The 26958-nt window shown below is 64.1% G+C and carries 22 protein-coding genes and 1 pseudogene; 10 read left to right on the forward strand and 13 right to left on the reverse strand.

Annotation, left to right across the window (positions count from 1 at the left end; all coding sequences use genetic code 11):
* Positions 1-161, forward strand: a pseudogene (locus RFN30_RS26830) (IS630 family transposase); the annotation flags it as partial.
* A 73-nt stretch (positions 162-234) separates the two neighbouring features.
* Here the strand turns inward: RFN30_RS26830 and RFN30_RS26835 are convergent.
* Positions 235-1710 carry a cobyric acid synthase gene (locus tag RFN30_RS26835; RefSeq protein ID WP_320265074.1) on the reverse strand — a complete coding sequence of 492 codons (1476 nt, stop codon included), beginning with the start codon at positions 1708-1710 and terminating at the stop codon, positions 235-237.
* Positions 1710-2318 (reverse strand): dimethylsulfonioproprionate lyase family protein, encoded by a 609-nt coding sequence (locus RFN30_RS26840; RefSeq protein WP_320265075.1) that lies wholly within the window; start codon positions 2316-2318, stop codon positions 1710-1712. Before RFN30_RS26840 ends, RFN30_RS26835 begins: the two co-directional genes overlap by 1 nt.
* Positions 2319-2457: 139 nt before the next feature.
* On the opposite strand from RFN30_RS26840, the gene RFN30_RS26845 reads away from it, so the two are divergent.
* Positions 2458-3624: an isobutyryl-CoA dehydrogenase gene (locus RFN30_RS26845; RefSeq protein WP_320265076.1), complete on the forward strand. Its 1167-nt coding sequence runs from the start codon at positions 2458-2460 to the stop codon at positions 3622-3624.
* 23 nt (positions 3625-3647) lie between these two features.
* Positions 3648-4532: a 3-hydroxyisobutyrate dehydrogenase gene (mmsB, locus tag RFN30_RS26850; RefSeq protein ID WP_320265077.1), complete on the forward strand. Its 885-nt coding sequence runs from the start codon at positions 3648-3650 to the stop codon at positions 4530-4532.
* 329 nt (positions 4533-4861) lie between these two features.
* Here the strand turns inward: mmsB and RFN30_RS26855 are convergent, their stop codons facing one another.
* The 4 genes from RFN30_RS26855 to RFN30_RS26870 form a co-directional block, all read right to left on the reverse strand.
* A complete protein-coding gene (locus tag RFN30_RS26855; RefSeq protein ID WP_320265078.1) occupies positions 4862-6241 on the reverse strand; it encodes an aspartate aminotransferase family protein in 1380 nt (459 codons plus the stop codon).
* Positions 6242-6292: 51 nt separating this feature from the next.
* A complete protein-coding gene (locus RFN30_RS26860; RefSeq protein WP_320265079.1) occupies positions 6293-6415 on the reverse strand; it encodes a capsid protein in 123 nt (40 codons plus the stop codon).
* A gap of 46 nt (positions 6416-6461) precedes the next feature.
* A complete protein-coding gene (locus RFN30_RS26865) occupies positions 6462-8531 on the reverse strand; it encodes a prolyl oligopeptidase family serine peptidase (protein ID WP_320265080.1) in 2070 nt (689 codons plus the stop codon).
* Between the two features lie 81 nt (positions 8532-8612).
* Positions 8613-9773 (reverse strand): MFS transporter, encoded by a 1161-nt coding sequence (locus RFN30_RS26870; protein ID WP_320265081.1) that lies wholly within the window; start codon positions 9771-9773, stop codon positions 8613-8615.
* A gap of 291 nt (positions 9774-10064) precedes the next feature.
* Here RFN30_RS26870 and RFN30_RS26875 point away from each other — a divergent pair, with 291 nt between their 5' ends.
* The 4 genes from RFN30_RS26875 (at position 10065) to RFN30_RS26890 (ending at position 17348) form a co-directional block, all read left to right on the forward strand.
* Entirely contained in the window at positions 10065-11642 is a 1578-nt protein-coding gene (locus tag RFN30_RS26875; RefSeq protein ID WP_320265082.1) for a trimethylamine methyltransferase family protein, read from the forward strand.
* A gap of 178 nt (positions 11643-11820) precedes the next feature.
* A complete protein-coding gene (locus RFN30_RS26880) occupies positions 11821-14391 on the forward strand; it encodes a GcvT family protein (protein WP_320265083.1) in 2571 nt (856 codons plus the stop codon).
* Positions 14392-14474: 83 nt separating this feature from the next.
* Positions 14475-15986, forward strand: coding sequence for a glycosyltransferase family 39 protein (locus tag RFN30_RS26885; protein WP_320265084.1), 1512 nt, complete (start codon positions 14475-14477; stop codon positions 15984-15986).
* Between the two features lie 15 nt (positions 15987-16001).
* Positions 16002-17348 carry a M24 family metallopeptidase gene (locus tag RFN30_RS26890; RefSeq protein ID WP_320265085.1) on the forward strand — a complete coding sequence of 449 codons (1347 nt, stop codon included), beginning with the start codon at positions 16002-16004 and terminating at the stop codon, positions 17346-17348.
* Here the strand turns inward: RFN30_RS26890 and RFN30_RS26895 are convergent.
* Complete coding sequence (locus tag RFN30_RS26895; RefSeq protein WP_320265086.1) at positions 17310-18155, reverse strand: phosphate/phosphite/phosphonate ABC transporter substrate-binding protein; 846 nt, start codon at positions 18153-18155, stop codon at positions 17310-17312. The two genes, RFN30_RS26890 and RFN30_RS26895, sit on opposite strands and share 39 nt — an antisense overlap.
* A gap of 76 nt (positions 18156-18231) precedes the next feature.
* Positions 18232-19242 (reverse strand): fatty acid desaturase, encoded by a 1011-nt coding sequence (locus RFN30_RS26900; protein WP_320265087.1) that lies wholly within the window; start codon positions 19240-19242, stop codon positions 18232-18234.
* A gap of 229 nt (positions 19243-19471) precedes the next feature.
* Here RFN30_RS26900 and RFN30_RS26905 point away from each other — a divergent pair, with 229 nt between their 5' ends.
* The 3 genes from RFN30_RS26905 to bmt all read left to right on the forward strand — a co-directional run bounded on the left by RFN30_RS26905 (position 19472) and on the right by bmt (position 22123).
* Positions 19472-20329 carry a helix-turn-helix domain-containing protein gene (locus tag RFN30_RS26905; protein ID WP_320265088.1) on the forward strand — a complete coding sequence of 286 codons (858 nt, stop codon included), beginning with the start codon at positions 19472-19474 and terminating at the stop codon, positions 20327-20329.
* A gap of 68 nt (positions 20330-20397) precedes the next feature.
* Entirely contained in the window at positions 20398-21000 is a 603-nt protein-coding gene (locus tag RFN30_RS26910; RefSeq protein ID WP_320265089.1) for a DUF1989 domain-containing protein, read from the forward strand.
* 100 nt (positions 21001-21100) lie between these two features.
* On the forward strand, positions 21101-22123 hold the full coding sequence (bmt, locus tag RFN30_RS26915; RefSeq protein WP_320265091.1) for a betaine--homocysteine S-methyltransferase: 1023 nt from the start codon (positions 21101-21103) through the stop codon (positions 22121-22123).
* A 9-nt stretch (positions 22124-22132) separates the two neighbouring features.
* Here the strand turns inward: bmt and RFN30_RS26920 are convergent, their stop codons facing one another.
* The 5 genes from RFN30_RS26920 to RFN30_RS26940 all read right to left on the reverse strand — a co-directional run bounded on the left by RFN30_RS26920 (position 22133) and on the right by RFN30_RS26940 (position 26954).
* A complete protein-coding gene (locus tag RFN30_RS26920; protein ID WP_320265092.1) occupies positions 22133-22411 on the reverse strand; it encodes a hypothetical protein in 279 nt (92 codons plus the stop codon).
* 136 nt (positions 22412-22547) lie between these two features.
* Positions 22548-24686 (reverse strand): vWA domain-containing protein, encoded by a 2139-nt coding sequence (locus tag RFN30_RS26925; protein ID WP_320265094.1) that lies wholly within the window; start codon positions 24684-24686, stop codon positions 22548-22550.
* A 2-nt stretch (positions 24687-24688) separates the two neighbouring features.
* Positions 24689-25252, reverse strand: a complete 564-nt coding sequence (locus RFN30_RS26930) for an RNA polymerase sigma factor (RefSeq protein ID WP_320265095.1) — start codon at positions 25250-25252, stop codon at positions 24689-24691.
* A 177-nt stretch (positions 25253-25429) separates the two neighbouring features.
* On the reverse strand, positions 25430-26161 hold the full coding sequence (locus RFN30_RS26935; protein ID WP_320265096.1) for a dienelactone hydrolase family protein: 732 nt from the start codon (positions 26159-26161) through the stop codon (positions 25430-25432).
* Positions 26162-26264: 103 nt separating this feature from the next.
* Positions 26265-26954, reverse strand: coding sequence for a 4Fe-4S dicluster domain-containing protein (locus RFN30_RS26940; protein WP_320265097.1), 690 nt, complete (start codon positions 26952-26954; stop codon positions 26265-26267).
* Positions 26955-26958 lie beyond the last annotated feature (4 nt).

Here is a 26958-nt window from a genome sequence, read left to right on the forward strand (position 1 = left end):
TCGAGCAGGCCTTCGCCAAGATCAAACACTGGATGCGCCAGGCGCAGAAACGCACCGTCGAGGACACCTGGCGCCACATCGGCCACCTCGTCGAAACCATCGAGGCAGCCGAATGCATGAACTACTTCGCAAACGCCGGATACGCTTCCGTCAAAACGTGAAAGACTCTAATCGTCGAAGTAGTCGCCTCCATCAGACCAGCAAAGCTGATCCGACAACTTCCGTATCGAGCAACTATCGCGCCAACGCAAAAATCGCGTCACAGTCGAGATGGCTCTCCAGCTCGGCCGCGACCTCGTCCAGCGCCTTCTCGACCTCGGCGCGGTAGTCGATGCCGCCGCCGCTGACGCCCAGGCTCTCCAAATACGCGGTGCGGAAAGCGTCGGCGGAGAACAGCCCGTGCAGATAGGTGCCGATCACCTTGCCGTCGGCGGAAACCGCACCGTCCTCGACGCCGTTGATGATGGTCGACGGCCTTGCCGTATCAGGCCCCGTGGTGCGGCCGAGGTGGATCTCGTAGCCTTCGAGCGGCAGGCCGAACTGCACCGAACGGGCGCTTGAATTGCGCACCGTTTTTTCCGGCTCCATCACCGTTTCGATATCGAGCAGGCCAAGGCCTTCGGTCTCGGTGACGCTGCCCTCGATGCCATCGGGATCGCGCACCATGCGGCCGAGCATCTGGTAGCCGCCGCAGATGCCGACGACATGGCCGCCGCGCTTGCGGTGAGCGATGAGGTCGCGATCCCAGCCATTGTCGCGGATTTTCAGGAGATCGCCGATCGTGGATTTCGAGCCGGGGATGACCACCAGCCCGGCATCCTCCGGCAGCTTCTTGCCCGGCGGCACGAACACCACCTCGACCTGTGGCTCGGCCTTGAGCGGGTCGAGATCGTCGAAATTGGCGATGCGGGCCAGCATCGGCACCGCCACCTTCAGCGCCCGCTCATCGCCTGAGGCGAGGCGCTCCAGCACCACCGAATCCTCCGAAGGCAGCCGCGCGGCAGCCTTCAGCCAGGGCACCACGCCGAAGCACGGCCAGCCGGTGAACTTCCCGATCGCCTTTATGCCGTCGTCGAACAGCGAGACATCGCCGCGGAACTTGTTGATGAGATAGCCGGCGACCATGCGCCGGTCTTCCTCCGGCAGGATCAGATGCGTGCCGGCGACCGAGGCGATGACGCCGCCGCGGTCGATGTCGCCGACCAGGATCACCGGCACATTGGCGCGCGTCGCAAAGCCCATATTGGCGATGTCGCGGCTGCGGAGATTGATCTCGGCCGGCGAGCCGGCGCCCTCGACGATGACGAGGTCTGCCCCCTCCCCGACCTTCGCCCAGGAGTCCAGCACCGCGTCCATCAGCCTGGCTTTCATCGCCTGATAGTCGCGCGCCCGCGCCTCGCCGAACACCTTGCCCTGCACCACCACCTGCGAGCCGATATCGCTCTGCGGCTTGAGCAGCACCGGGTTCATGTGCACGGTCGGCCTTACCCCACAGGCCAGCGCCTGCAGCCATTGCCCGCGGCCGATCTCGCCGCCGCCGGCCCTGTTGTCGCCGGGGATATCGGCGACGGCGGCGTTGTTCGACATGTTCTGCGGCTTAAACGGCCTGACCTTCAGCCCGCGTTTTTTCGCCGCGCGGCAAAGGCCCGCCACCAGCACGGTCTTGCCGACATCCGAGCCGGTGCCCTGCAGCATGATCGCCTTGGCCATCAGTTCCTGCCCTCAGTGCCGCCGATGACCGACTTCTGTGCCAGCGGCCCATCACGCCAGATATAGAGCGCCATCAACGGTTCCTTGCCCGTACGCATGGCGTGGCTGACGTTGGATTCGTGGTGAATGATCTCGCCGGCCGCGCGAAGGTGAAAGCCGCCCTCGCCCATGCGCCATTCGGTACCGCCGGTCAGCGGGATGTAGATCTCTTCGGCGATATGGTGATGGTCGGGATAGACGATGCCGGGCCCAAGCACCAGCAGGCCGGCCGCGACCTCGTCATTGGCGAAATGGCCGCGCGTGCCGAACACCTCCAGCCAGCCATAATTGTCGATGAAGGCCTGGCCGAAATCGGCGGCTGTATAGGTCTGCCCCCAGCGCAGCTCATTCCGATGCTCGGCCACGAATCGCGCCAGCGGCCTGGCGCCCTGCGGCGCAAGTTCCGCGATGCGATCGAGATGGCGAAGGCAGTCGAGAGCGCGTGGTTCAAGCGGGCGAAAAGGCATGTGCCAATCGATGCGCGCGACCGAGTCCGCGACCAGATCGCTGTCGACGCCGGCGAGATAGAAGTGGAACCGGTCCAGCAACGCATCGAAAATTGTCGGCACGCAAAGGCTCCGTTGATCAAACCATGCACAGCCGGTCCGCAGGAGGCCGGGTTGCGCGGCGGCATCATTGGTCTAGATTGAACGGCGCGCAAAGCCAAAAACGACAGGCCACAAGGCCTGAAACGACAGGGAGCACGCCATGGACGCGGCAGTCGATGCGGGCACTGGCCAATTCGAACTCACCGAGGAGCAGCGCGCCATCCAGGAGATGGCTCAGGCCTTTGCGGCCGACCGCGTCGCGCCAAACGCGCTCGACTGGGACCGGGCAAAGCACTTCCCCGCCGATGTGATCCGCGAAACAGGGCCGCTCGGACTCGGCGGCATCTATGTCAAGGACGATGTCGGCGGCTCGGCGCTCGGCCGCCTCGATGCGGTGCTGATCTTCGAGGCGCTCGCCCACGCGGATCCGGCCTTTTCGTCCTTCATCTCCATCCACAACATGGCGGCCTCGATGATCGATCGCTTCGGCAGCGATGAGCAGCGCCAGCGCTTCCTGCCGAAGCTGACCTCGATGGAATGGCTGGCGAGCTATTGCCTGACCGAGCCCGGCTCAGGTTCCGATGCCGCGGCGCTGAAGACGCGGGCGGTGAAGAGCGGCGGCGACTATGTCTTGAACGGCGCCAAGCAGTTCATCTCGGGCGCCGGCGACAGCGATCTCTACGTCGTGATGGCGCGCACCGGCGGCGATGGGCCGAAAGGCATTTCGGCCCTCGTCGTGCCGAAGGACGCGCCCGGCCTTTCCTTCGGCGCCAACGAACACAAGATGGGTTGGCACATGCAGTCGACCCGCCAGGTTATCTTCGAGGATTGCAAGGTTCCGGCCGAGAACCTGCTCGCCAGCGAAGGCGCCGGCTTCGGCATCGCCATGGCCGGGCTCGACGGCGGCCGGTTGAATATCGCCGCCTGCTCGCTGGGCGGCGCGCAGTCGGCGCTCGACAAGGCGCTGGCCTATACGGCCGAGCGCAAGGCTTTCGGATCGAAGATCAACCAGTTCCAGGCGTTGCAGTTCAGGCTGGCCGACATGGAAACGGAGCTGCAGGCGGCTCGCATCTTCCTTTACGCCGCTGCCTCGAAGCTCGACCGCAAGGCGCCGGATGCCGGCAAATGGTCTGCCATGGCCAAGCGCTTCGTCACCGATATCGGCTTCGACGTCGCCAATGAGGCGCTGCAGCTGCATGGCGGCTACGGCTATCTGCACGACTACGGCATCGAGAAGCTGGTGCGGGACCTGCGCGTCCACCAGATCCTCGAAGGCACCAACGAGATCATGCGTGTCATCATCGCGCGTGCTCTGATCGGCCGCTGAAGCAAAGATTCTGGAGAACGACGATGACCACCATCGCCTTTATCGGCCTCGGCAATATGGGCAACCCGATGGCCGCCAATCTGGTCAAGGCGGGGCATACGGTGCTGGGTTTTGATCTCATTCCCGAGAACCTGACTGTTGCGACAGAGCATGGCGTCACCGTCATGGCCAATGCCGTCGCCGCGGTGAAGGACGCCGAAGTGGTCATCACCATGCTTCCCGCCGGCAAGCACGTCCTGTCGGTATACGAGGACATCGCGCCCAAGGCCAAGAAAGGCGCGCTGCTCATCGATTCCTCGACCATCGACGTCGAATCGGCGCGCAAGGCGCACGCCATTGCCGCAAGGCACGGCCTGCCGTCGATCGACGCTCCGGTCTCCGGCGGCACCGGCGGCGCCACCGCCGGCACGCTGACTTTCATGGCCGGCGGCTCGGACGCGGCCTTTGCCGCCGCCGAGCCGATCCTGGAGCCGATGGCCGGCCGCATCGTCCATTGCGGCGGCGACGGCGCCGGCCAGGCCGCCAAGATCTGCAACAACATGATCCTCGGCATCTCGATGATCGGCGTCTCCGAAGCCTTCGTGCTGGCCGAAAAGCTCGGCCTGTCGCATCAGGCGCTGTTCGACGTCGCCTCCACCTCCTCCGGCCAGTGCTGGTCGCTCACCGCCTACTGCCCGGTGCCAGGCCCTGTTCCGGCATCGCCCGCCAACCGCGACTATAAGCCGGGTTTTGCCGCGGCGCTGATGCTGAAGGACCTGAAGCTGTCGCAGGAAGCCGCGCAAAGTGCCGGCGCGGTCACGCCTCTGGGCGCGGAGGCGACGCAGCTCTACGCGCTGTTCAACGCGCAGGGGAACGCCGGCGTCGATTTTTCCGGCATCATTAGATTCCTGCGCGGCGATAAAAACTAAACGCCTGCTTTCAAAGGGTTATTAGCGGACTTTTTCGACAGAAAGCCGGCAAATTTAGATTTGCTTAAGGTCTCGATAACCCACCGGTAACGATGTGCCTTTAAAACGGACTGCGAGGCGGACATCGCAACCGCCCGGCGCTCCGGATCAGGTCTCGCGTACCGGAGCCCGTAAGTTTCGCAAGTCTCTCGTAGCGAAACGCCATGCGTATCTGGCAAAGCCGCGTTCCCGTTGGGACGCGGTTTTTGCGTTTCGGAATGGCTTCGCTGCACTCCGAATATTTCGAATAGCCGGGCGCCCCTCCCGCGAAGGGCGCCCGAGCGCGTTTCCTACCGCTTCCGCAGATCCGCCTCGGCGAGGTCGAGCGCCTTGGCGATGCGTTCGCAGGCCATGTCGATGGTGTCGCGCGTCCAGATCAGCGGCGGCGACAGGATCATCGTGTCGCCGGTGGCGCGCAGCATCATGCCTTGCGAGATCGCGTGGTCGCGCACGACTACGGCGGCACTGCCCGACGGCAGGTAGCGTTCCTTCGTCGCCTTGTCCTTGACGATCTCGATCGCCCCCATCAGGCCGATCGAGCGCACCTCGCCGACCAGCCTGTGGCCGGCGATGCGCTCCTGCAGCGCCTGCGCGAAATAGGGACCGGTGTCGGTCCTGACGCGATCGACCAGGCCCTCCCGTTCGATGATCTCGAGGTTCTTCAATGCCACCGCACAGGCCACCGGATGACCCGAATAAGTGTAGCCGTGATAGAACTCGCCGCCTTTCTCGACCAGCGTCTTGCTGATGCGGTCGCCGACCAGCAGCGCCGACAGCGGCTGATAGCCGGAGGTCAGCGCCTTGGCGGTGGTGATGGTGTCGGGCACCACGTCGAAGGTTTGCGCCGCGAACCATTCGCCGGTGCGGCCATAGCCGGTGATGACCTCGTCCAGCATCAGCAGCACATCATATTTCCGGCAGATGCGCTGCACCTCCGGCCAATAGCTCATCGGCGGGATCTTTACGCCGCCGGCGCCCATCACCGGCTCGCCGATGAAGGCGGCGACCTTGTCGGCGCCGGCTTCCAGGATCGCATCCTCGACCGCCTTGGCCGCGCGGATGCCGAAATCATGGTCGCTCTCGCCGGGCAGCGCGAGCTCGTACGCGTAGGGCATCATCACATGGACGATGTTGGGCACGGCGCCGCCGAGTTGCTTGTGCATCGGCTCCATGCCGCCGAGCGAGGTGCCGGCGATCGTCGAGCCGTGATAGCCCATCTTGCGCGAGATGACGCGGTTCTTCTCGGGCTTGCCTTCGAGCGCCCAGTAGTGGCGGACGAGCCGCAACGCCGTGTCGTTGGCTTCCGAGCCGGACGAACCATAGAAGACCTGGCTGACATGCTTGGGCGCCAATTCGGCCAGCTTCTTCGACAGCAGCACCGGTGTCGGCGTCGAGCATTTGAAGAAGGAGTTGTAGTAAGGCAGTTCCTTCATCTGGGCATAAGCGGCATCCGCCAGCTCGTCGCGGCCATAGCCGACATTGACGCACCACAGGCCGGCCATGCCGTCGAGGATCTCCGATCCTTCCGAATCGTAGATGAACGGGCCGTCGGCGCGCGTGATGATGCGCGAGCCGATCTCACGCAGTTCCTTGTGGTCGGTGAAGGGATGAAGGTGATGCGCGGCATCGATCTGCTGAAGCTGCTTCAGCGAATAGTTCTGATAGGTCATGGATTTGATCTTTCCTCTTGAATCAATCCGGCAGCGGCCGGGGCGGATTCGTCAGAGGAAACTGGGCGGCGAATAGCCGATGCGGGCGCACAGCCGCAAAAGCTCGGCACGCAGCGTGCGCGGTGACGGCGTCACCGCGACCCCGAAGGCGCCAGATGTGCTGATGCGAACCATGACGGCAGCTTATGCTGCCTGAGGTCCAAAATTCAAGCCGTCCCGGTCAAGCGGCGTTACCAAGCGCGCGCTGCAGAAACATGTAACGCATCGCCGTCTGCGCGGCCTGCGGCCGGCGGTCGCCCCGCCCGCCATGTCCGCCCTCCGTCTCCTCGAAGAACAGTGCCTTGCCGTGACCGGCTTCCTGCAGCCGTGCCGCCATCTTGCGCGCATGTCCGGGATGGACGCGGTCGTCGGCGGTCGAGGTCATCAACAGCACTGGCGGATAGGCAACCTCCGCCGCGACATGCTGATAGGGCGAATAGGCGCCGAGCCATGCCGCCTCCTCAGGCTTCGAGGGATCGCCATATTCGGCGATCCAGGAAGCGCCGGGCGGCAGTTCGGTGTAGCGCAGCATGTCGAGCAGCGGCACGTCGATGATGACGGCGCCGAACAGCTCCGGGCGCTGTGTCAACGACACGCCGGTGAGCAGGCCGCCATTCGAGCCGCCCTGGATGCCAAGCTGGGCAGCCGTGGTGATGCCGCGCCTGACGACATCCTCGGCCACGGCCGCGAAATCGTCGAAGGCCTTCTGGCGTTTTCCCTTGAGCGCGGCCTGGTGCCACGCCGGGCCGAACTCGCCGCCGCCGCGGATGTTCGCCTGCACGTAAGCGTTGCCCTTCTCCAGCCAGAGCCTGCCGCGAATGCCGGCATAGCCGGGCAAGAGCGGCACTTCGAAGCCCCCATAGCCATAGAGCAGCGCCGGCACCGGCCCTTTCTGATCGCGCGGGCGCACGACGAAATATGGGATCATCGTGCAGTCCTTCGAGCGCGCTTCGAACTGCTCCGAAACATAGGGCGAGGCGTTGAAGCGGGCCGGCTGTGATTTCACTGTCGCTAGCGTCTCGCCATCGTCGTCCGACCAGATGATCGAGCTCGGCGTCAGGAAATCGGTGAACGAGAAGGAGACTGTTGCGCCGAAATGCTCGGCATGGCTGATGCCGACATTGCCGTTGTCGGGCAGGCCGACCGGCTTCAGCGACCAGCCATTGGCCGTGCGATCGCAGGCGACGACCTTGCCGCGCACATTGTCCATCAGGTTGATGAACAGCCGGTCCTGCGTCCTCGCCAGACCCGCAATGGAAACGCGATGCTCCGGTTTGAGCAGCGTCTCGATCGGCTCGAACATGCCCGTTTCAATCCAACGGTCGAAATCCACCGAATAGAGACCGTCGGGCAGGCAGCGCGTGCCGTCGGGCGCCTGCCAGGGGCTGCGCACACCGAAGACGAGCTGCCCCTTGAAAATCGCGGTATCAGTCGCGTCGTCCGGCAGCGGGATGCGTCGGTTCTCGCCCGAGGCCAGGCGCAGGAAGCTGTGCGAGGTGAAGAAGTCGATGGTCCTGCCAAGCAGCACGTGCCGCTTGTCGCCATCGAACTCCACGCCGCCGCCGACCGCGAGATGATGCTTCTCGCCTTCGAAGATCGGCGTTGCGTCTTCCAGCTTCGTGCCACGCCGCCAGAGCTTGATCACGCGCGGATAGCCGGATTGGGTCTTGTCCTCTTCCTCGAAGGCCGCCGAGACGATCACCGTGTCCTTGTCCAGCCAGGAAAAGCCCGACTTCGAAGCCGGCGCGCGAAAACCGTCCTCGACGAAGGATTTCGTCGCGATGTCGAACTCGCGCATCTCGCTGGCGTCGCCGCCGTCCGGCGACATCGAGAGCAGGCAGCGCTCGAAATCCGGATAGAGTCGGCTCGCCCCGCCGAACACCCACTTCACGCCTTCTTTGACCGAGAGCTGGTCGAAATCGATGATCGTTTCCCAGTCCGGCCTGTCAGTCTTGTAGGAAGCGACCGGCGCACGCCGCCAGAGGCCCAGCGCATTGGTCTTGTCCTGCCAGAAATTATAGACATGGCCGGCAAGTGCTGCCCCAATCGGCATATTGTCCTCGGCCGTCATCAGGTCGAGCGCGGTGTCGAAGGCAGCCTGGTAGGAAGCATCGCCCTGCAACTCGGCGACCGTCACCGCATTCTGGCGATGAACCCAGTCGAGCGCTTCCTTGCCGTTGCGGTCTTCCAGCCAGAGGAACGGATCCTCGGCGGCGAGTTCGGGCTGGGTCTTGGTCATTGTGCTAGTCATGCAGGTCTCCGGGGTCTGGGCCATGCCTACATCGCGTTCGCAACGCCAACATTCAAGAGCCGGCTCGACGGCTTCCCGGCCTTACACGATCCGCCGGCGAAAGACAGTCGTGACGGCAAGCGCCGCGCAGATGATGCCGAGCGTCGCCGGCAGGCCTGCCGCGCCGATCACGTCCATCACGCTGCCGGTGAGAGGTGGCACCACGATCCCGCCGACGCCCCACATCAGCGAGAAGGCCGCGTTGCCGGCGACCAGCGTCGAGCCGCTGAAGCGCTCGCCGAGCTCGATGATCGACATCGTGTAGATGCCGTAGGAGACGGCACCCCAGACGAACACGCAGGGCCAGATCAGCGGCGTCTCGATGAGAACCGGCAACAGCAAGCATCCGAGGATCGTCACCGAAACACAGCCGAAGCGCACCAGGCGCGCCGTCAGCCTTTCGGCGAGCAGGCCGAGCGGTACCTGCATGGCGATATTGCCGGCAATCATCATCGACAGCAGCGCCGACATACGCGCCTCGGGAATGGCGTAATGCGTTCCATAGACGGGAAGCAGCGCCAGCACCGACTGCTCGAAACCGGCGGCGACGACGACCGACGACAGGAGCAGCCAGGCGAGCGGCATGAAGCCCAGCACCGAAACATTCTCGCCGGCCTCGTCGACCTTGGGCAGGCGCTTCACCACGACAGCCAGGCAGCCGCCGCAGAAGAGGAAGGCAAAGATGCCGACCAGGAATGGCGGCCAGCCTTCGGTGCCGACCGCAAGCAGGCAAAGCGGCCCGGCTGCGAAACCGGCCGAGATGATGGTCGAATAGATGCCCATGACGCGGCCGCGCCTCGACGGCGGCGCCAGCGCGATCACCCAGATTTCGCTGAGCACATAAAGCGGATTGGTCACCGCGCCGATCAGGAAGCGCAGCGGAAACCACAAATAGACGTCTTGCGTCCAGCCGATCAGCGCCAGCACCAGCGCCGACAGCACCGCGCAGGTGAGCGCGGTGCGCCCTGCTCCGAACCGGCGCGCCAACCCCGGGATCAGCGGCGAGGACAGGATGAAACCGATCGGCGTCATCGCCGCCGACAGGCCGATCACCGCAGGCGAGACGCCCTGGCGCTGCAGGATGAAGCTGAGCAGCGGATAAGAGAGCCCTTGCGCGATGGCGAACACCGACACGGTCGCGATCACGCCGGTGATCGCCGCCCACTGCACCCGTTCGCCGGTCTCCGATTTCGCCAGAGCCATCATTCCTGCTCCAATCGCCCGGAGCCTTAGCCGTTATGGCCGATGGCCGTAAGGCCCACCGGCGGCGAAAGCGCATGCTCCAGTCAGGACCTGTCAGGAGCGCTGCGCTTCAATCGTCTGTGCGCATTGTCGACCGGAACGGCGCACGGACGCCTCAGCAGCGGCAATTCGGCGATCCAGCCTGCCGTTCCGTCATGTCGCTTCCCTCGCCCTAGTAGTCGCCGCCTCCTCACCGGCAGCATTGCCGGCGGTCCATTATGCCGGCCACTTTCGCATCCTATGAGGCTTCTCATGACCGCCGCCCTTCATCCCGCCGAACCGGCATTGGCAACAGATCGCGCCCGCCGCGGCGGCCGTGCAGGAAAGCGCGCCGGCGGATCGGCGGCCTTCGAGCAGCCGGCCTTCCGGCAGCTGAAGAACCCGCTGACGCCGACCAAGCTGGTATCCGACGACGAGCTGGAATCGATCCACCTCGCCTCGCTGCGGGTGCTGAAGGAAATCGGCGTCGACGTGCTACATGAGGAAGCCCGCCGCATCATGAAGGCGCATGGCGCCGACGTTAGCGAAGGCAGCGAACGCGTGCGCTTCGACAGCGACATGATCCTCGAGCTCATTGCGCATTGCCCGCCCGAATTCACGCTGCATGCCCGCAATCCGGCGCACAATCTCCGCTTCGGCGGCAACAACGTCATCCTGTCGATGATGGCTTCGGCGCCCAATTGCTCCGACCTCGATCGCGGCCGACGCCCCGGCAACCAGGCCGACTACCGCAACTTCCTGCGCCTGGCGCAGATGCATAACATCCTGCAGTGCACCGGCGGCTATCCGGTCGAGCCGATCGACATCCATCCCTCGGTCCGGCATCTCGAATGCATCCGCGATCTCGCCATGCTGACCGACAAGGTCTTCCACATCTATTCGCTCGGCAAGGAGCGCAATGTCGACGGCATCGAGATCGCCCGCATCGCCCGCGGCATCAGCCGCGAGCAGCTGATGCAGGAGCCGTCTGTCTTCACCATCATCAACACCAATTCGCCGCTCAAGCTCGACGTGCCGATGATGGAAGGCATCATCCAGATGGCAAGCATGGGCCAGGTGGTGATCGTGACGCCGTTCACGCTGTCGGGTGCCATGGCGCCCGTCACCATCGCCGGTGCGTTGGTGCAGCAGAATGCCGAGGCGCTTTCCGGCATCGCCTTCGCGCAGATGGTGAAGAAGGGCGCGCCGGTCGGCTATGGCGGCTTCACCTCGAACGTCGACATGAAGTCCGGCGCGCCGGCCTTCGGCACGCCAGAATATATGAAGGCGCAGCTCGTCGGCGGCCAGCTCGCCCGCCGTTACAACATCCCGTATCGCACCTCCAACACCTGCGCGGCCAACACGGTCGACGCGCAGGCCGCCTATGAAAGCGTCTTTTCGCTGTGGGGTGCGATCCAGGGTGGCGGCAATCTGATGATGCATGGCGCCGGCTGGCTGGAAGGCGGCCTGCGCTGCTCCTACGAAAAGACCATTCTCGACATCGACCTTCTGCAGATGGTGGCCGAGTTCCTCACCCCGCTCGACATGTCCGAAAATGCGCTCGGCTTCGACGCCATCCAGTCGGTCGGCCCGGGCGGCCATTTCTTCGGCACCCAGCACACGCAGGAACGCTACAAGACCGCCTTCTATTCGCCGATCGTCTCAGACTGGCGCAATTTCGAGACCTGGACCGAAGCCGGCTCGCCGACGGCGCTGGAGCGGACCAACAAGGTCTGGAAGGAGCGCCTTGCCGCCTACGAGGAGCCCTATATGGACCCGGGCATCCGCGAGGAACTCAACGACTTCGTCGACAAGCGCCGCGCCGAAGGCGGCGCGCCGACCGACTTCTGATTTTCTGGTTGCTGATGAGCAGTCGACACCCACTCCGTCGAGCTGCGCTCGACACCTCTCCCCCGATCGACGGGGGAGAGGAAAGGCGCGAGGCGATTCCAGCTGGCGCCCTTCCTCTCCCTCCGGAGGGGGGACCCCGCTCACTCGATTCAATCTCTACAAGAACGGACCTATCTTCATGAAATCCCACGTAAAAGCGGTTGTTATCGGCGGCGGCGTCGTTGGCTGCTCGGTGCTCTACCACCTCGCCAAGGCCGGCTGGACCGACATCATGCTGATCGAGCGTTCGGAATTGACCTCCGGCTCGTCCTGGCACGCGGCGGGCGGCTTCCATACGCTCAACGGCGATCCGAATGTCGCCAAGCTGCAGGCTTATACCGTCCAGCTCTACAAGGAGATCGAGGAGCTTTCCGGCCAGTCCTGCTCGCTGCATCTGACCGGCGGCGTGATGATGGCGGATACGCCCGAGCGCATGGACTTTCTGCGGCTTGCCCACGCCAAGGGCCGCTATCTCGGCATGGACACCGAGCTGATCACGCCTTCGGAAGCGAAGGCGATGTTCCCGCTGATGGACGAGAAGAATTTCGTCGGTGCGATGTGGGATCCGGTCGAAGGCCATCTCGACCCGTCCGGCACCACGCATGCCTACGCTAAGGCGGCGCGAAAGCTCGGCGCCGAGATCGTGCTGCGCAACCGCGTCGTCGAGCTGACGCAGGAAGCCGACGGCACCTGGAACGTCGTCACCGAACATGGCACGGTCAAGGCCGAGCATGTCGTCAACTGCGGCGGCCTGTGGGCGCGCGAGATCGGCCGCATGGTCGGCGTCGAGCTGCCGGTTCTGGCGATGGAGCACATGTACCTGCTCACCGAGCCGATGCCGGAGGTCGAGGAATTCAACAAGTCGACCGGCCGCGAGATGATCGGCGTGCTCGACTTCAAGGGCGAAATCTACACCCGCCAGGAGCGCAACGGCATCCTGCTCGGCACCTATGAGAAGGCCTGCAAGCCGTGGTCGCCGGTCAACACGCCCTGGGATTTCGGCCATGAATTGCTGCAACCAGACATCGACCGCATCGCGCCGTCGCTGGAGATCGGCTTCAAGCATTTCCCGGGCATCGAGAAGGCCGGCATCAAGCAGATCATCAACGGCCCCTTCACCTTCGCGCTCGACGGCAACCCGCTGGTCGGCCCGGTGCAGGGCCTGACCAATTTCTGGTGCGCCTGCGCCGTCATGGCCGGCTTCAGCCAGGGCGGCGGCGTCGGACTCGCGCTGTCGAACTGGATGGTCCACGGCGATCCGGGCTTCGACGTCTGGGGTATGGATGTCGCGCGCTTCGGCGAATGGGCGACGCTGCGCTACACCAACGCCAAGGTGCGCGAGAACTATTCGCGCCGCTTCTCGATCCGTTTCCCGAACGAGGAACTGCCTGCCGCCCGGCCGGCGCAGACGACACCGCTCTACGACACCATGCTCGCCAACAACGCGGTCATGGGCGACTCGTGGGGTCTCGAAACCCCGCTCTGGTTCGCGCCGAAGGGCACCGAGCCGAAGGACATCGTCTCCTTCCACCGCTCCAACGATTTCGGCCCGATCGGCGAGGAAGTGCGCGCGACGCGCGACAAGGTCGGCGTCACCGAGATCGCCAATTTCGCCAAATACGAGGTGTCGGGTCCAGCGGCCGAGGATTTCCTCAACCGGCTGATGACCAACCGCATGCCGAAGACCGGCCGCATCGTGCTGACCCCGATGGTCAACGAGTTCGGCAAGCTGATCGGCGACTTCACCATCGCCAAGACCGGCGAGGACCGCTTCATGATCTGGGGCTCATCGGCCGCGCAGAAATATCACATGCGCTGGTTCGAGAAGCACCTGCCGAAGGATGGTTCGGTGCGCATCCATCGCTTCGACCAGACGCTGGTCGGGCTCTCGATCGCAGGACCGAAATCCCGCGACCTGTTGCAGAAGCTGGTCGATGTCGATGTCTCGACCAAGGCCTTCCGCTTCATGGATTTCCGCGAGATGGCGGTCGGCGGCGCGCCCTGCATGGTCAACCGCATCACCTATACCGGCGACTTGGGCTATGAGATCTGGATGGCACCTGCCTACCAGCGCCTGGTCTACAAGGCGATCAAGGAAGCCGGCGAGGAATTCGGCATCGTCGATTTCGGCATGCGCGCGCTGCTGTCGATGCGTCTCGAAAAGAACTTCCCGACCTGGTTCCGCGAGCTGCGGCCGATCTACGGGCCGTTCGAGGGCTCGATGGACCGCTTCATCAAGCTGGAGAAGAACGATTTCATCGGCCGCGAGGCCGCTGCCAAGGAGCAGGCGCAAGGCCCGAAGCTGCGCCGCGTTTCCTTCATCGTCGATGCCGCCGACGCCGACGTGATGGGCGACGAACCCATCTGGGCCAAGGTCAGCAAGGACTACGGCACGGTCGAAAAGCCGCATGGCTACGGTGCGCCGCGCTTCGATGAGACCGGCAAGGAAGTGCGCGGCTCCAAGGCCGCCGAAGGCGCTTCGGCCGTGCGCGGCATTGTCGACGGCGAATGGCGCGTCGTCGGCTGGGTCACATCCGGCGGCTACGCGCATTACGTGCAGAAGTCGATGGCGCAGGGCTATGTGCCGGCAGCATTGGCCGAGGACGAAAGCGCCGGCCTGTTCGAGATCGAGATTCTCGGCCACCGCCGCCCGGCCCGCATCAATATCGAGCCGCCCTTCGACCCGAGTGGCGAAAAGATGCGCACATAAGGTCCGGTACCGCTTTCGGATCGTGTGGGTGGTCGGCTATATAGCAGCCGGCCACCAACCCACCAGAAGAGACGACGACCCCTTTGCGGAAGCTGGAAAAATGGACCGACTGGCTCTGCGATGAACGGGTCGGCCCTTTCAGCGCCGCGATCGCATTTGTCCTTGCCTATTGCCTAGTCCAGATCGTGGTGATGACGTTCTCGTCGCACTTCGTGGGCACCGCTGTCGGCGTCGACGACTCCGAGCAATTGATGGCGATGCGCTTCCTCGCGGCCGGCTACGGCAGCTCGCAGCCGCCTTTATACACCTGGCTTGGCATCCTCACAGCCTCGCTGGTCGGAACCAATATCCTTGCGCTCAAGATCGTCAAATACAGCCTGCTGGCCGGTGGATTGACCGCGTGCTTCGCCGCGGTGCGCCGCCTGGGCTACTCGAACCGCGCGGCGACCGCCGCCATGTTCGGCCTGCTGCTTTTTCCGCAGATCGTGTGGGAGATGCAGCATGCCCTCACCCATTCGGTCGCGGTTTTTTGTTTTTCGTCGCTGCTGCTCCTGGCGGTGGTCGAGTTGCAGAAGCGGCGCTCGACGGCCGCTTATGTGCTGCTTGGCCTGGCGGCGGCCGCCGCCATGCTCTCGAAATACAATGTGGTAATCTTTCTCGCCGCGCTGTTCCTTGCGGCGCTGTCGCTTCGCGAAACGCGCGAAGCGATCTTCGATCGCCGTTTCGTGATCAGCGTGGTTGTGGCGATCCTTGCCTGCCTGCCGACATTCTACTGGAGCTTGATGCATCTGGCCGATCTGCTGGCGCATAGCGGCGGCTTGGGCGTCGCCGAGGGCGGCAGCGCGGCAAAGACCTTGTCTCGCGGCATCCTCGGCCTGGGCAATGCGATACTCAACTTCGCCGGGCTTCCGGCCGCGATCTTTGCCGTCGCGTTCTTCCTGGCGCGTGGGAAATCCGCACCATCGCCCGTGGCGGCACCGTGGCCGGAGAAGCTGGTCTGGCGGGCGATCGCCTTCGCCTTTCTGATCACGCTCCTGGTGGTGCTGGCGGGCGGCATCACACAGTTTCGCGACCGCTGGATGCTTCCCGTATTTGTGCTGCTGCCGGCCGCCCTTGCCATGCGCTTGGACGCGATGGGGGAACGAGGCAGGAAGACGCAAGCGACGATCGTCTTCGTCGGCGCCGTGATCGCCATCCTGGTGCTGCCGGTAAGCTGGTACATGCACGTCCACGGCGGCGACAACCGCGGCAGCATCGTGCGGATGGACTACGCTTCGCTCCATCGCCAGCTGACCGCCGACGGGCCCGTCGACACAGTGGTGTCGAGCTGGTTCTGGATCGGCAATCTCCGCCTGGTCGATCCCGGCCTCGTCGTGCTCGATGACGAGATCCCCGATTTCGCCAAGTCGATCCGCGAGCCCGCGGTGCTTCTCCTGGCGGACGATGAAGAACCAGCTTCGCTCATTTTCGACAGGATCGCCAAAGCCGGCTATGTGATGGACACCGCCCATCGCAGCATCGCGGTGCCGCAGCTCTTCGGAGGCATGCCGCGCCAGGTGACCGTCACCAGATTGCACAAGATGAAAGCGCCGTAGAGCGCCCGGGGATCCATGCACACACAACGCTTCGGCCGCCACCGCAAGATCATGCCGTTCGAACCGGGCTCGGTCGAGGCGCTGCGCGAGGCTTCTCGCGAGAAAGCCGCCGCGCTCAACCAGCATGTGCTGGGCTACGGCACGCAGGCCGAAGCCGAATGGGCGGCGGCAGGCATCGCCGCGCCCGACCTGCCGGCCATGCGAAGCTACCGGCTCGAGCGCATCCGCGCCGAGCTCAAGCGCCGGGGCTATGCCGGAGCCCTGCTCTACGACCCGGTCAACATCCGTTACGCGACCGACTCGACCAACATGCAGCTCTGGGTCGCACACAATCCGACCCGCCACTGTTTCGTCGCCACCGAAGGCCCAGTGGTGCTATTCGACTATTTCTCCTGCGAGCACCTGTCGGATCACGCTGGCATCGTCGACGAGGTGCGGCCGGCAGTGTCGTGGATGTATCTCTACAGCGGCGAGCTGACCGACAAGAAGGTCCGCCGCTGGGGAGCCGGCATCGCCGAACTCCTTGCCGAGCACGGCGGCGGTAACCGGCGCATCGCCGTCGACCACATCAACCCGGAAGGCGTCGAAGAGCTCGCCCGCCGCGGCATCACGGTCGGCAATGGCGAGGCGGTGATGGAGAATGCGCGCCTCATCAAGTCGCCCGACGAGATCCTTGCCATGCGCCGTGCCATCGTGGCCTGCGAGGCCGCGATGGGCGATATGGAAGCGTCGCTGAAGCCGGGCATTTCCGAGAACGAATTGTGGGCGGAACTGCATCGCAGCAACATCGCGCGCGGCGGCGAATGGATCGAGACCCGGCTTCTGTCGTCGGGGCCGCGCACCAATCCCTGGTTCCAGGAATGCTCATCCCGCATCATCGAGGACGGCGATCTCGTCGCCTTCGACACCGACCTCATCGGCCCCTATGGATTTTGCGCCGATCTTTCGCGCACCTGGCTTTGCGGGGATGGGAGGCCATCGAACGAGCAGCGCGACCTGTTCCGCATCGCCGCCGACCAGATCGCGCACAACACCGGCCTGATGCGGCCGGGCATCTCGTTTCGCGATCTCGTCGAGCGCGCGGCGGTGCCGCCCGGCGACTGCTTTCCGGCGCGCTACGGCGTACTCTACCACGGCGTCGGACTGGCGGACGAGTATCCGACCCTGCCGCATGCCGGCGACTGGACGGACGACACGCCGGACGGCGTGCTCGAACCCGGCATGGTGCTGTGCGTGGAAAGCTATATCGGCCGGCTGGGCGGCCGCGAGGGTGTCAAGATCGAGGAGCAGATCCTGATCACCGAGACCGGCAATGAAAAGCTCTCAGCCTACCCGCTCGACGACAGGCTGCTTGGCAACTGATCCTTCGAGGCCAAGCTCGGCGATGGCCTCACGCATGGACGCGACGACATCTGGCGATGTGGTCCTGGCGGTAATGAACGGCAAGCCCTTCCGTCTGGCCGTCCAGCCGACCACCTTCACCTGCCGCGCCGCCGGTTCGAAACGCTGCGCCAATGCCCAGCTTTGGCAGTCGATGGTGGCGATATCGGCCCTGCCCTCGGCGATAGCGACGATCGACGACCGGTGGCCGCCGCTTTCGCTGCGCGAGGCGAAGATCTCGAGACCTTCGCCGATCGCCTCCAGGTCGCGTGTCAGCCCGAGCAGCCCGGACATCGAATCGGGATTGTTGAAGGTGAACCGCTTGCCACGGATGAGATCGAGCGGAATGACGGCCTTGCCATCATCGGGGGAGAGAACCGATGGCCCGCCATCGGCAAGCGTCACCAGCGCGCTGGAGTAGAGCTCGCCCTGCCCGCCCTCGAATTCGTCGTAGCTTGGCTGGGCAATAACCTGCACATGCCGGGCCAAGCCAAGTTCCATCGGCCCCCAGCAGGTTTGCCCGAAAAGCAGCGTCGGGCTCAGCCAGAGCTGGTGAAAATCGAACTCGTCCGGGGGCAATGTCGCCGGGTCGGGCGCGATCAGCTTTCCGGCGCCGTCGCGGATGCCGCCGGGCACTGGCGGCAGGTCGCGATTGCTGCGCACCACCGCTTCCGGCGCATCGATACCCCTCTGCCGGAAGGCATCGCGGAGCCGCACCCACTGCGCGTCGACGTCGCCACGCACCTCGGGCCAGTCATACATAGGCAGGGCGGCAACCAATTTACTCATGACGAACAGCTTTCAAAAACAGGCGGCCATCGGCGCCTGCGTCCCGCGGCGAAAAAACAGTCGCGGAAAGTCGAAATTATTCCTTGGGCGGCTCAGCCGGCACTGGGGCCGTTCCAAGTCCATTCACATTACGCGCTCTGATGCGCGGTTTGAAGGCGCGGCCGGGTTCGGGCGCGCGGCGCAGCACCGGATGCACCACCGGTTCCTTGGCCTTGAAGGCAAAGGATTTGATCAGCGCGAAATAATTCGGATAGACATAGCCGTTGTTCATCCGCAGCCATTCTTCGCGGCGATCGCGAAACATCTTCGGCAGTCTGTACCAGGCGACCGTCGGGCTCTTGTGGTGCACGAAATGCAGGTTGTTGTTGAGGAACAGGAAGGACAGCGGCGACCGCTCGACGATGATCGTGCGGCCCTCCGGGTGTTCCGACCATTGATGCTCGGCATAGGTGCGGACAGAAATCAGCGACTGGCCAAGCCAAACCGGCACCAGAATATAGAGCCAGAGCGGGATGCCGAAGCCGAAGGTAACGATCGGTATCACAACGGCAAGGCCTATGGCATGCAGCAGCCAAGCCTTGCGGATCGTCTTGTCGCCGGCGGCCATCTGCCTGGCGTCGTCGATGAAGAAGCCGATCGACGACAGCCACGGGCCGAGGATGAAGCGGCCGACCATGGCGTTGTTGATTTTGAGCAGGAATTTCATTGCCGGCGGCATTTCTTCATGCATCCAGAGCGCCTGGTAATAGCTTTCCGGATCGTCGAGCGGATCGGTCAGCCGCTCGTCGGCATGGTGGCGAAGATGGATCGCCTTGAAGCGGCGGAACGGCCAGACCAAGCCGATCGGGAGGAAGACGAAGGCTTCATTGATGCTGCCGTTGCGGGTCGGATGGCCATGCAGCACTTCGTGCATCAGCGAGGATTGCAGGGCCAGTATCAGGGCAAGGATTGCGAGCGCCAGCAGCGGATAGGAAGGCCAGAGCAGGAAGCCGGCGGCGAGCCAGGCGCCGTAGCAGAAGAGTGTGAGGAATACCGTCGGCCATTCCACGGCCGGTGTGCTGCTGCGTCTCTTGCTTATGCCAGTCATGCTATCGACCACTGCCCTCCAGTCGCCGGAACCAGTTTGATTCCTGACAAGATTGTGTCAGGAGCCTGCGGTTACATCAACGCGACAAAGCGCACAAACTGTTGCGAATGCGCATTTTTGGCTGCATATGTTATACTTTGTAAACAAACTTGGGGATTCATTTGCGCTCTGAGCAGCCATTGGAACGGCCGCAGCGCAAATTTTTCCTCCTCGGGACAGGAGTGGCGTGATGGACAAGCGTGATCTGTCGACGATCTTCCGGGAGCGCCTGAAATTGCTCTTGACACGCTCCGACCTGAACCAGTCAGCCTTCGCGACGGCCGTCGGCATCGACCGTTCGGCGCTGTCGCAATTGCTGTCCGGCGCCTCGACGCGCCTGCCCCGCGCCGAGACGCTTCTCAACATCGCCGCCGAGTTCAAGGTGTCGCTCGACTGGCTGCTGGGCCTGAGCCAGGACGAAGGCGTCACCGGCGAGATTCGCGAAAGCCTGGAGATCGAGGAGGCGCCGGACGGCTTCGACCGCACCTTGCTCGCCAAATGGCACGCCGAGGCGGCAGGCACCAAGATCCGCTACGTGCCGGCGGGCATTCCGGACCTCCTGCGCACCGAGGCGCTGGTGGAATACGAGGCAGGCATCGCCAACAAGAGCCGCGAGGCGCAGGCCGGCGAAACGCAATACCGCATCGACTATAACAGGCGGCCCGAGACCGACATGGAGGTCTGCATGCCGCGCCATACGCTGGAGATCTTCGCGCGCGGTCTCGGCGTCTGGGACCGTTTCCCGGAAGTCGAACGCCGCAGGCAATTGCTGCATATGGCAACGCTGCTCGACGATCTTTACCCGACCTTCCGCCTGTTCCTCTACGACGGCCGCATGCGCTATTCGATCCCCTACACGATCTTCGGCCCCTACCGCGCCGCGATCTATGTCGGCGACATGTATCTGGTGCTCAACGCCACCCAGCCGGTCCGCACCCTGACCAGCCATTTCGACAATCTGATCCGCGCCGCCGACATCAACGCGCACGAGGCGGCGAGCTTCACGCAAAAGCTGGCCGGTATGTCCTTCCCTTCAGGCTCTGTCTGAACGCTGCGATCGTCGTCATCCTGGCATGCGGTCAGCAGTCTGGCCGACCCATCGTTTCAGGGAAATCCATGCAAGAACCACGTCATATTGTCGTTCCTCCGCAATCCGGCCGCTCCTTTCGCGTCAAGGCTGGCGACCGCATCCGCATCATCGATCCCAAGGGCCAGCAGGTCTCCGACCTCTGGGCCTTCTCGACCGACGGCAGGCTCGACTGGCTGAGCACCTCGCAGACCCGCGACATCACGGAAAGGCTGTTTCCGAAACCCGGCGACCATTTCTACAGTGCCGCCGGCAAGCCGATGCTGGCCTTGGTCGAGGACGCCTCGCCCGGGCCGCACGACATGCTCTACCCGGCCTGCGACAGCGCGCTCTACGAGCGGGCCGGATTGCCGAACCATCCGAACTGCCGCGACAATTTGATGAAGGCGCTCAACGCCGAAGGCATCGAGCTGCCCTTCGCGCCCGACCCCGTCGACCTTTTCCAGAACTCCATGCCGCAGCCCGACGGCACGCTTGTGGTCGAAGCCTCGATCAATCCGCCGGGCGCCTATGTGACGTTGCGGGCCGAACAGGATCTGCTCCTCGTCGTCACCGCTTGCTCGGTCGACCATCATCCGACCAATGGCGGCGTCTGCACCGAGATCGAGGTCGAGATCATTCCCAGGCCGTAAAGTCGGTTGTTCGACACGTCGCTGCGACCGCAAGTTCATTGACTAGATATAAAGACTTCTTTATATCGTTATCCGAATTCAGGATACGAAAGCCAAAGCCATGACCGCGACCAATCCGATCGACGCATTGCTTGCCGAAAAGGGCGTGCTCTTGGCCGACGGCGCCACCGGCACCAATTTGTTCGCCATGGGCCTCGAGGCCGGCGAAGCGCCCGAGTTGCTCAATGAGACGTCGCCCGACACCATCGCCACGCTGCATCAGAATTTCGTCGATGCCGGCGCCGATATCATCCTGACGAATTCCTTCGGCGGCACCCGCCACCGGCTGAAGCTGCATCACGCCCAGGACCGCGTGCACGACCTGAACAAGCGCGCCGCCGAAATCGCCCGTTCGGTCGCCGACAAGGCCGGCCGCAAGGTCATCGTCGCCGGCTCCGTCGGCCCGACCGGCGAGCTGCTGATGCCGCTCGGCGCCATGACATATGAGGATGCTGTCGACGCCTTTGCCGAGCAGATCGAGGGCCTCAAGGCCGGCGGCGCCGAAGTCGCCTGGATCGAGACCATGTCGGCGCCGGACGAGATTCGCGCCGCGGCGGAAGCGGCGATCCGCGTCGGCCTGCCCTATACTTACACCGGCTCCTTCGACACCGCCGGCCGCACCATGATGGGGCTTTTGCCGAGGGACATCCATGGCGTCGCCGACGGACTTTCACAGGCTCCGCTCGGCGTCGGCGCCAATTGCGGCGTCGGTGCCGCCGATATCCTGGCCTCGCTGCTCGACATGACCGACGCGAAGCCGGAAGCGACCGTGATCGTCAAGGGCAATTGCGGCATTCCGGAATTCCGCGGCAGCGAGATCCACTATTCCGGCACGCCCGAGCTGATGGCCGACTATGTCCGGCTGGCGGTCGATGCCGGCGCGAAAATCGTCGGCGGCTGCTGCGGCACCTCGTTCGCCCATCTCGCCGCCATGCGCAAGGCGCTCGACGCGCATGAAAAATCGGCGCGTCCGACCGTCGAGACCATCGTCGAGCGCATCGGCCCGATGCGCAACAAGCTCGCCTCAGCCGGTTCGGCCGAGGCCGGCGAAGGTCGCCGCGAGCGCCGGCGCAGCCGCGCCTGACGCGCTTTTCTATTCGCTGTTTTCGGCGTAGCGCGACAGCGCCGTATTGAGGTCGGTAGCGGCGCTGTTGTTGCTGTCGGCGCCCATCGTCATCAAGGCGCCGGACGCGCGCGGGTCGCTGATCTGTTCCAGCATCACGCGGAAGCGGTCATTGTTGAGCGCTGAGAGCGCCGTAGTGCGGGCCGCGTCGACATCGTTTCTGATACGCGCGGATTCGGCCGACGAGGTGGACGGTGCTCGCGCCTGAAGCTTACCCGCGGTCGACGTCACGTTCCCGGTGATATTCAATTCCAGTCCCTCAAACCTTCTATCAGCTTTGACTAACAGGAGGGCATTGCGACGAGGTTCCGGAAAAGCCACGCAATTTAACGATCGGCAAAAGGCCGGCGGGTTCCGCGCCGGCCTTTTGTCTAAGGTGAGCGTCCTATTTGGTGCCGCCGAGCGACGAGGCAAGCCGCACCAGCGACAGGAATTCGGCTCTGTAGCCGAACGGATCGGCGCCCCTGGCCGCGTTGGCAATCTCCAGGATGCGGTCGTAGCCGAAATTCGCCGTCTGGTCCTCGTCGCGCAGCTTCTGCCCGAAGGCGGCGACGGCGACCGAGAAGCGCTGGTCGCTTCCCGCCTCGGCGAAGGACGGCACCTCGTTGGCCGCGGTCACCGGCGTGGCGATCAGCTTGGAGACGTCTTCGTTGGGCAACTTGTAACGGATCTTGACGAAGGCATATTCGTCCGCATTGGCGACGCCGCCATTGTCGACCTTCGCCTCGCCGTAGCGCAGCGGATCGACCTGCTCGGCGCCGCTGCCCTTGGGCGTGATCTCATAGACTGCCGTCACTGAATGGCCGGAGCCGATGTCGCCGGCATCGACACGATCATTGTTGAAATCCTCGCGCTTCAAGGCGCGGGTCTCATAACCGACCAGGCGATATTCCGAGACCTTGGCCGGATTGAACTCGACCTGGATCTTGACGTCCTTGGCGATGGTGAACAGCGTCGATGAGGCATCCTCGACCAGCACCTTCTCGGCCTCGGCAAGCGTGTCAATATAGGCCGCCGTGCCGTTGCCGTTCTGGGCGATGGTCTGCATCATCTGGTCGTTGAGATTGCCGCGGCCGAAGCCGAAGACCGACAGGAACACGCCGGTCTTGCGCTCCTTCTCGATCAGCTGCTTGAGGTCGTCGTCATCGGTCTGGCCGACATTGAAGTCGCCGTCGGTCGCCAGCATCACGCGGTTGACGCCGTCCTTGACGAAGGACTGCTGCGCCAGCTTGTAGGCTTCCTTGATGCCCGCCTCGCCGGCCGTTGAGCCGCCGGGCTCGAGATTGTCGATTGCCGCAAGGATCTTCTGTTTTTCAGCCGCCTTGGTCGGCATCAGCACCGTGCCGGCATTGCCCGCATAGGTGACGATGGAGACGGTGTCGTCGGGCTTCAGCTTGCTGACCAGCAGCCGGAAGGCGGATTTCAGCAACGGGAGCTTGTCCGGCTCGTCCATCGAGCCGGACACGTCAATCAGGAACACCAGATTAGCCTTGGGCGCCTCGGCCGGCTTCACGTCGAAACCCTTGATCGCGACGTGCATCAGCTTGGTGCGCTCGTTCCAGGGCGTTGGCATGACGGTGACGGTCGAATTGAACGGCGTTGCGGCCGAGTCCGGCCCCTTCCAGTCATACGGAAAGTAATTGATCATCTCCTCGACTCGAACCGTATCCGGGTCAGGCAGGGTACCTTCCTTCAGCGAGCGCCGGACGAAGGAATAGGACGCGGTATCGACATCGATCGAGAAGGTCGAGACGGGATTTTGGGCGGCTTCGTGCACCGGATTGGTTTTGAAGGTCTCGATGCGGTCGCGGTTCTCCTCCTGCGGCTGCATCTGATCGGCGGGTATCGGCGCCGGCTGCACCATCAGCTTGGAATCGGCGATCGCGCCAGCGGGCATCTCGGCAGACCGCATGGCGGCTGCCGGCGCCTGAGCATTCGCGCGCCCGCCGGCAGCAAGCTGGCCGCTCTCTGCCGGCGCAGGCGGCGGTGCTGGCATAGCCTCCGGCGCCATCTCCTGTTTGACCAGGCTGTCGACCTCGGTAGCCGGCTTCGGCGGCGATGCCGGCGCGATCTGCGCCTCGTCTTCGACACGCCTCTCACTGTCAGCGTCGGCCTTCTTCTCCTTGGCGGGCGCAGCCGCCAGCGGTTCGTTGATCGCGGGCTGGTTCGGCGCAGGCTTCTGCGCCACCGGCTTGTCGGCCACCGTCTCGGTGACCTTCCCGTTTGAAATAACGGGCGGCTGCTCCTTCAACATCTCAAAAGCGGCATAGCCGGCAATAGGCAGCGCGACCAGCGCGGTGATGGCCGGCGTGGCAATGAGTTTCCGTTGCATGATCTCTCTCCAGAGCGTTCTTGCTCGCTCCGTGAGACGAAGACCTGTTGCCGTTCCTTGGGGGGCGGTCGAAATATTTTCTTGCGCATCGAAGGCGTGCATCGCCGCGGCGAAGGCGCGCGCTTTCGCGTCGCCGTCGGGGGCCGGAACGGCGAGATCGCGCAGCCTTTCGAGTTCGTTGTCGTCGACCATGGTCACACTTCCCCGGCTGAACGCATGAGCACCTTCAGCCGTTTCTTCGCTTCATGGATGTGCCAGGAAACCGTCGTCTCCGAGATCGCCATCACCTCCGCCGCCGCTGCGTGGCTGAGCCCTTCGCCGTAGACGAGCAGCACCGCGTCGCGCTGCTTGTCCGGCAGCATGCGCACCGCCACCCACAGCGCCTCGATTGGGTCCTGGCCTTCCGCCGAGCCCTCTTCGGCAATCAGGGCGTAGATGCCAAAGGCTTCGGTCTTGGCGGTGTCCCGCGCCCGCTTGCGCATCATGTCGCGCGAAGCGTTCAGCGTCATGGCATAGAGCCAGGTCGTAAAGGCGCCGTTGCCCTGATAGTCGCGGATCGCCCGGCCGAGCCGCACGCAGACATCCTGGGCGATGTCCTCGGCGTCGGCCTTCCTGCCGCACCAGCGATAGGCGGCGCGATAGACGAAGCCATAGTGCCTTTCGAGCAGTTTGCCGAAAGCCCCTCTGTCCCCGCCCCTCGCCCGCCCGATCAATTCGGCATCGGAGGCTTCGCTGTCGTCCAGCATCATCGCCGTCATTTGCCTGTTGGACGAAGGCTAATGGCCAATCCTTGGGACGATGGAAAGATTTTTTTGCGGAGCCATCTTCCTTCTCCCCGTTCACGGGCAGAAGGTGCCCGAAGGGCGGATGAGGGGCAGCGCAAACATACGAGGCTCGCGCCAGGCGCGCCCTCCCTGCAATCGGCGAGCGAAAGCCTATCCGAGTGTTTCGTTGAACAACATCGTCAGCCGCTTCCAGTGCCGCTCGGCGCCGGCTTCGTTGTAGACGCTGTGGTCCTTGACACACCAGCCATGGCCGACGCCGACATAGTTCTCGATCACATGATCGACCTCGGCGACCCTGAGCGCCTCGGCCAGCCGCGCCGATTGCTCTGGCGGAAAGCTGCGATCGACGCCGGCGGTGCCGACATAGACGCGCGCCTTGATCGAGGCTGCCTTGCGGTACGGACTGTCGGGCGCATCGCTTGCGAGATTGCCGCCGTGGAAGCTTGCCGCCGCCACGATGCGATTGGGATAGCTCGCTGCGGCGTTCAGCGCACGCGCTCCGCCCATGCAATAGCCGACGACGCCGACCGGCCCGTCAACGCCTTCAGCGGTGAGCGCGTCGAGGAAGGCCTCGCTGTCGTGGATGGTCATGTCCTGCGTGGTGCCCGAGACCAGCGCCATCAACTTGGTCTTGGTTTCCTCTACCGTGAATGCGGTCTTGGCGTCGAACGGGCCATAGGGCGCATTGCGATAAAAGAGATCGGGCACCAGGACGGCATAGCCGTCGCCGGCAAGGCGTTCGGCCATCTCGTCTAGCACCGGGCGCGGCCCGAAAGCGTCCATATAAAGGATGACGCCGGCCCTGGCTGTGCCGGCCGGCCGGAAAAGCCCCGCTTTGGCTCGGCCGTCCTTGGTCTCGATCCCGATCTCTTGCTTGGCCATGATGCCCTCCGTCGGTTGACGCGCGATAGATATCGGCGCGGGCCGCTCCGGCAAGACAATCCCGGAGCCTAGCGTTCAAGATTTCGTGCGGACGACCTTGCTCCTAGAGGCGAGCAAAGGCCGCCATGTGGAAGGCCTGCGCCTCCGGCGGATAGCGATAGTCCGTGCCATACGGACATGCGTTGCGGTCGAGGCAGCCGCCGGTGCGGCACGGCCCGCCTCGGGGACCGCGCACATGGCCGAGGCAGGCTTCATGGGCAAAACCCTGCTCGGAATAGGCATCGACCGGACAGGATTTCATGCAGGGTTTTTCAGCGCATGTGTCGCACAGATGAATTGCTTTGTGAGGTTCGGGGAGAAGTATCTCCTCCTCGAACAGCAGCGCACCGCGATAGGCATGCCAGAGCCCATACTGAGGATGCATGAGGATGCCGAGCGGCGAAGGTTTCAGCCCTTCGGCCCGCATCGCCCATTGCTGGAACGGCAGATAGGGCCGATCGGACGGCGACACGGCGCGGGCGCCGAACTCCTGCGCGACGGCGCCGAGCACCTCCCGCGACCATGTGTCGAGCGGATTGGCTATGGACTGCGGCTGCCGCTCTAGCCAGTGTTGGAAATACGGCCAAGGCGCCGCGCCAGCCTGCCCGACCAGGAGGGCGGACTTCGCGGGCGAACCCGAAAGCCCCGCAGGCGCGGCTTCATCGCTGGCGAAGCGGAAGCCGCCGCGAAGGATCAGGCCCTGGACGGCAAGCGCGGCCGCGATTCCATCGATCGTGCCGCGCGAAAGAATCATCCCT

Origin of the sequence: Mesorhizobium dulcispinae, assembly GCF_033977345.1 — a bacterium.
Taxonomy (GTDB): Bacteria; Pseudomonadota; Alphaproteobacteria; order Rhizobiales; family Rhizobiaceae; genus Mesorhizobium; species Mesorhizobium dulcispinae.

Excerpts from the sequence above, each read along its gene's own strand:
- RFN30_RS26835 (WP_320265074.1), bottom strand. The coding sequence starts at position 1,710 with ATGGCCAAGGCGATCATGCTGCAGGGCACCGGCTCGGATGTCGGCAAG.
- RFN30_RS26845 (WP_320265076.1), top strand. The coding sequence starts at position 2,458 with ATGGACGCGGCAGTCGATGCGGGCACTGGCCAATTCGAACTCACCGAG.
- mmsB (WP_320265077.1), top strand. The coding sequence starts at position 3,648 with ATGACCACCATCGCCTTTATCGGCCTCGGCAATATGGGCAACCCGATG.
- RFN30_RS26855 (WP_320265078.1), bottom strand. The coding sequence starts at position 6,241 with ATGACCTATCAGAACTATTCGCTGAAGCAGCTTCAGCAGATCGATGCC.
- RFN30_RS26860 (WP_320265079.1), bottom strand. The coding sequence starts at position 6,415 with ATGGTTCGCATCAGCACATCTGGCGCCTTCGGGGTCGCGGTGACGCCG.
- RFN30_RS26865 (WP_320265080.1), bottom strand. The coding sequence starts at position 8,531 with ATGACTAGCACAATGACCAAGACCCAGCCCGAACTCGCCGCCGAGGAT.
- RFN30_RS26870 (WP_320265081.1), bottom strand. The coding sequence starts at position 9,773 with ATGGCTCTGGCGAAATCGGAGACCGGCGAACGGGTGCAGTGGGCGGCG.
- RFN30_RS26875 (WP_320265082.1), top strand. The coding sequence starts at position 10,065 with ATGACCGCCGCCCTTCATCCCGCCGAACCGGCATTGGCAACAGATCGC.
- RFN30_RS26880 (WP_320265083.1), top strand. The coding sequence starts at position 11,821 with ATGAAATCCCACGTAAAAGCGGTTGTTATCGGCGGCGGCGTCGTTGGC.
- RFN30_RS26890 (WP_320265085.1), top strand. The coding sequence starts at position 16,002 with ATGCACACACAACGCTTCGGCCGCCACCGCAAGATCATGCCGTTCGAA.
- RFN30_RS26895 (WP_320265086.1), bottom strand. The coding sequence starts at position 18,155 with ATGAGTAAATTGGTTGCCGCCCTGCCTATGTATGACTGGCCCGAGGTG.
- RFN30_RS26900 (WP_320265087.1), bottom strand. The coding sequence starts at position 19,242 with ATGACTGGCATAAGCAAGAGACGCAGCAGCACACCGGCCGTGGAATGG.
- RFN30_RS26905 (WP_320265088.1), top strand. The coding sequence starts at position 19,472 with ATGGACAAGCGTGATCTGTCGACGATCTTCCGGGAGCGCCTGAAATTG.
- RFN30_RS26910 (WP_320265089.1), top strand. The coding sequence starts at position 20,398 with ATGCAAGAACCACGTCATATTGTCGTTCCTCCGCAATCCGGCCGCTCC.
- bmt (WP_320265091.1), top strand. The coding sequence starts at position 21,101 with ATGACCGCGACCAATCCGATCGACGCATTGCTTGCCGAAAAGGGCGTG.
- RFN30_RS26925 (WP_320265094.1), bottom strand. The coding sequence starts at position 24,686 with ATGGTCGACGACAACGAACTCGAAAGGCTGCGCGATCTCGCCGTTCCG.
- RFN30_RS26930 (WP_320265095.1), bottom strand. The coding sequence starts at position 25,252 with ATGACGGCGATGATGCTGGACGACAGCGAAGCCTCCGATGCCGAATTG.
- RFN30_RS26935 (WP_320265096.1), bottom strand. The coding sequence starts at position 26,161 with ATGGCCAAGCAAGAGATCGGGATCGAGACCAAGGACGGCCGAGCCAAA.
- RFN30_RS26940 (WP_320265097.1), bottom strand. The coding sequence starts at position 26,954 with ATGATTCTTTCGCGCGGCACGATCGATGGAATCGCGGCCGCGCTTGCC.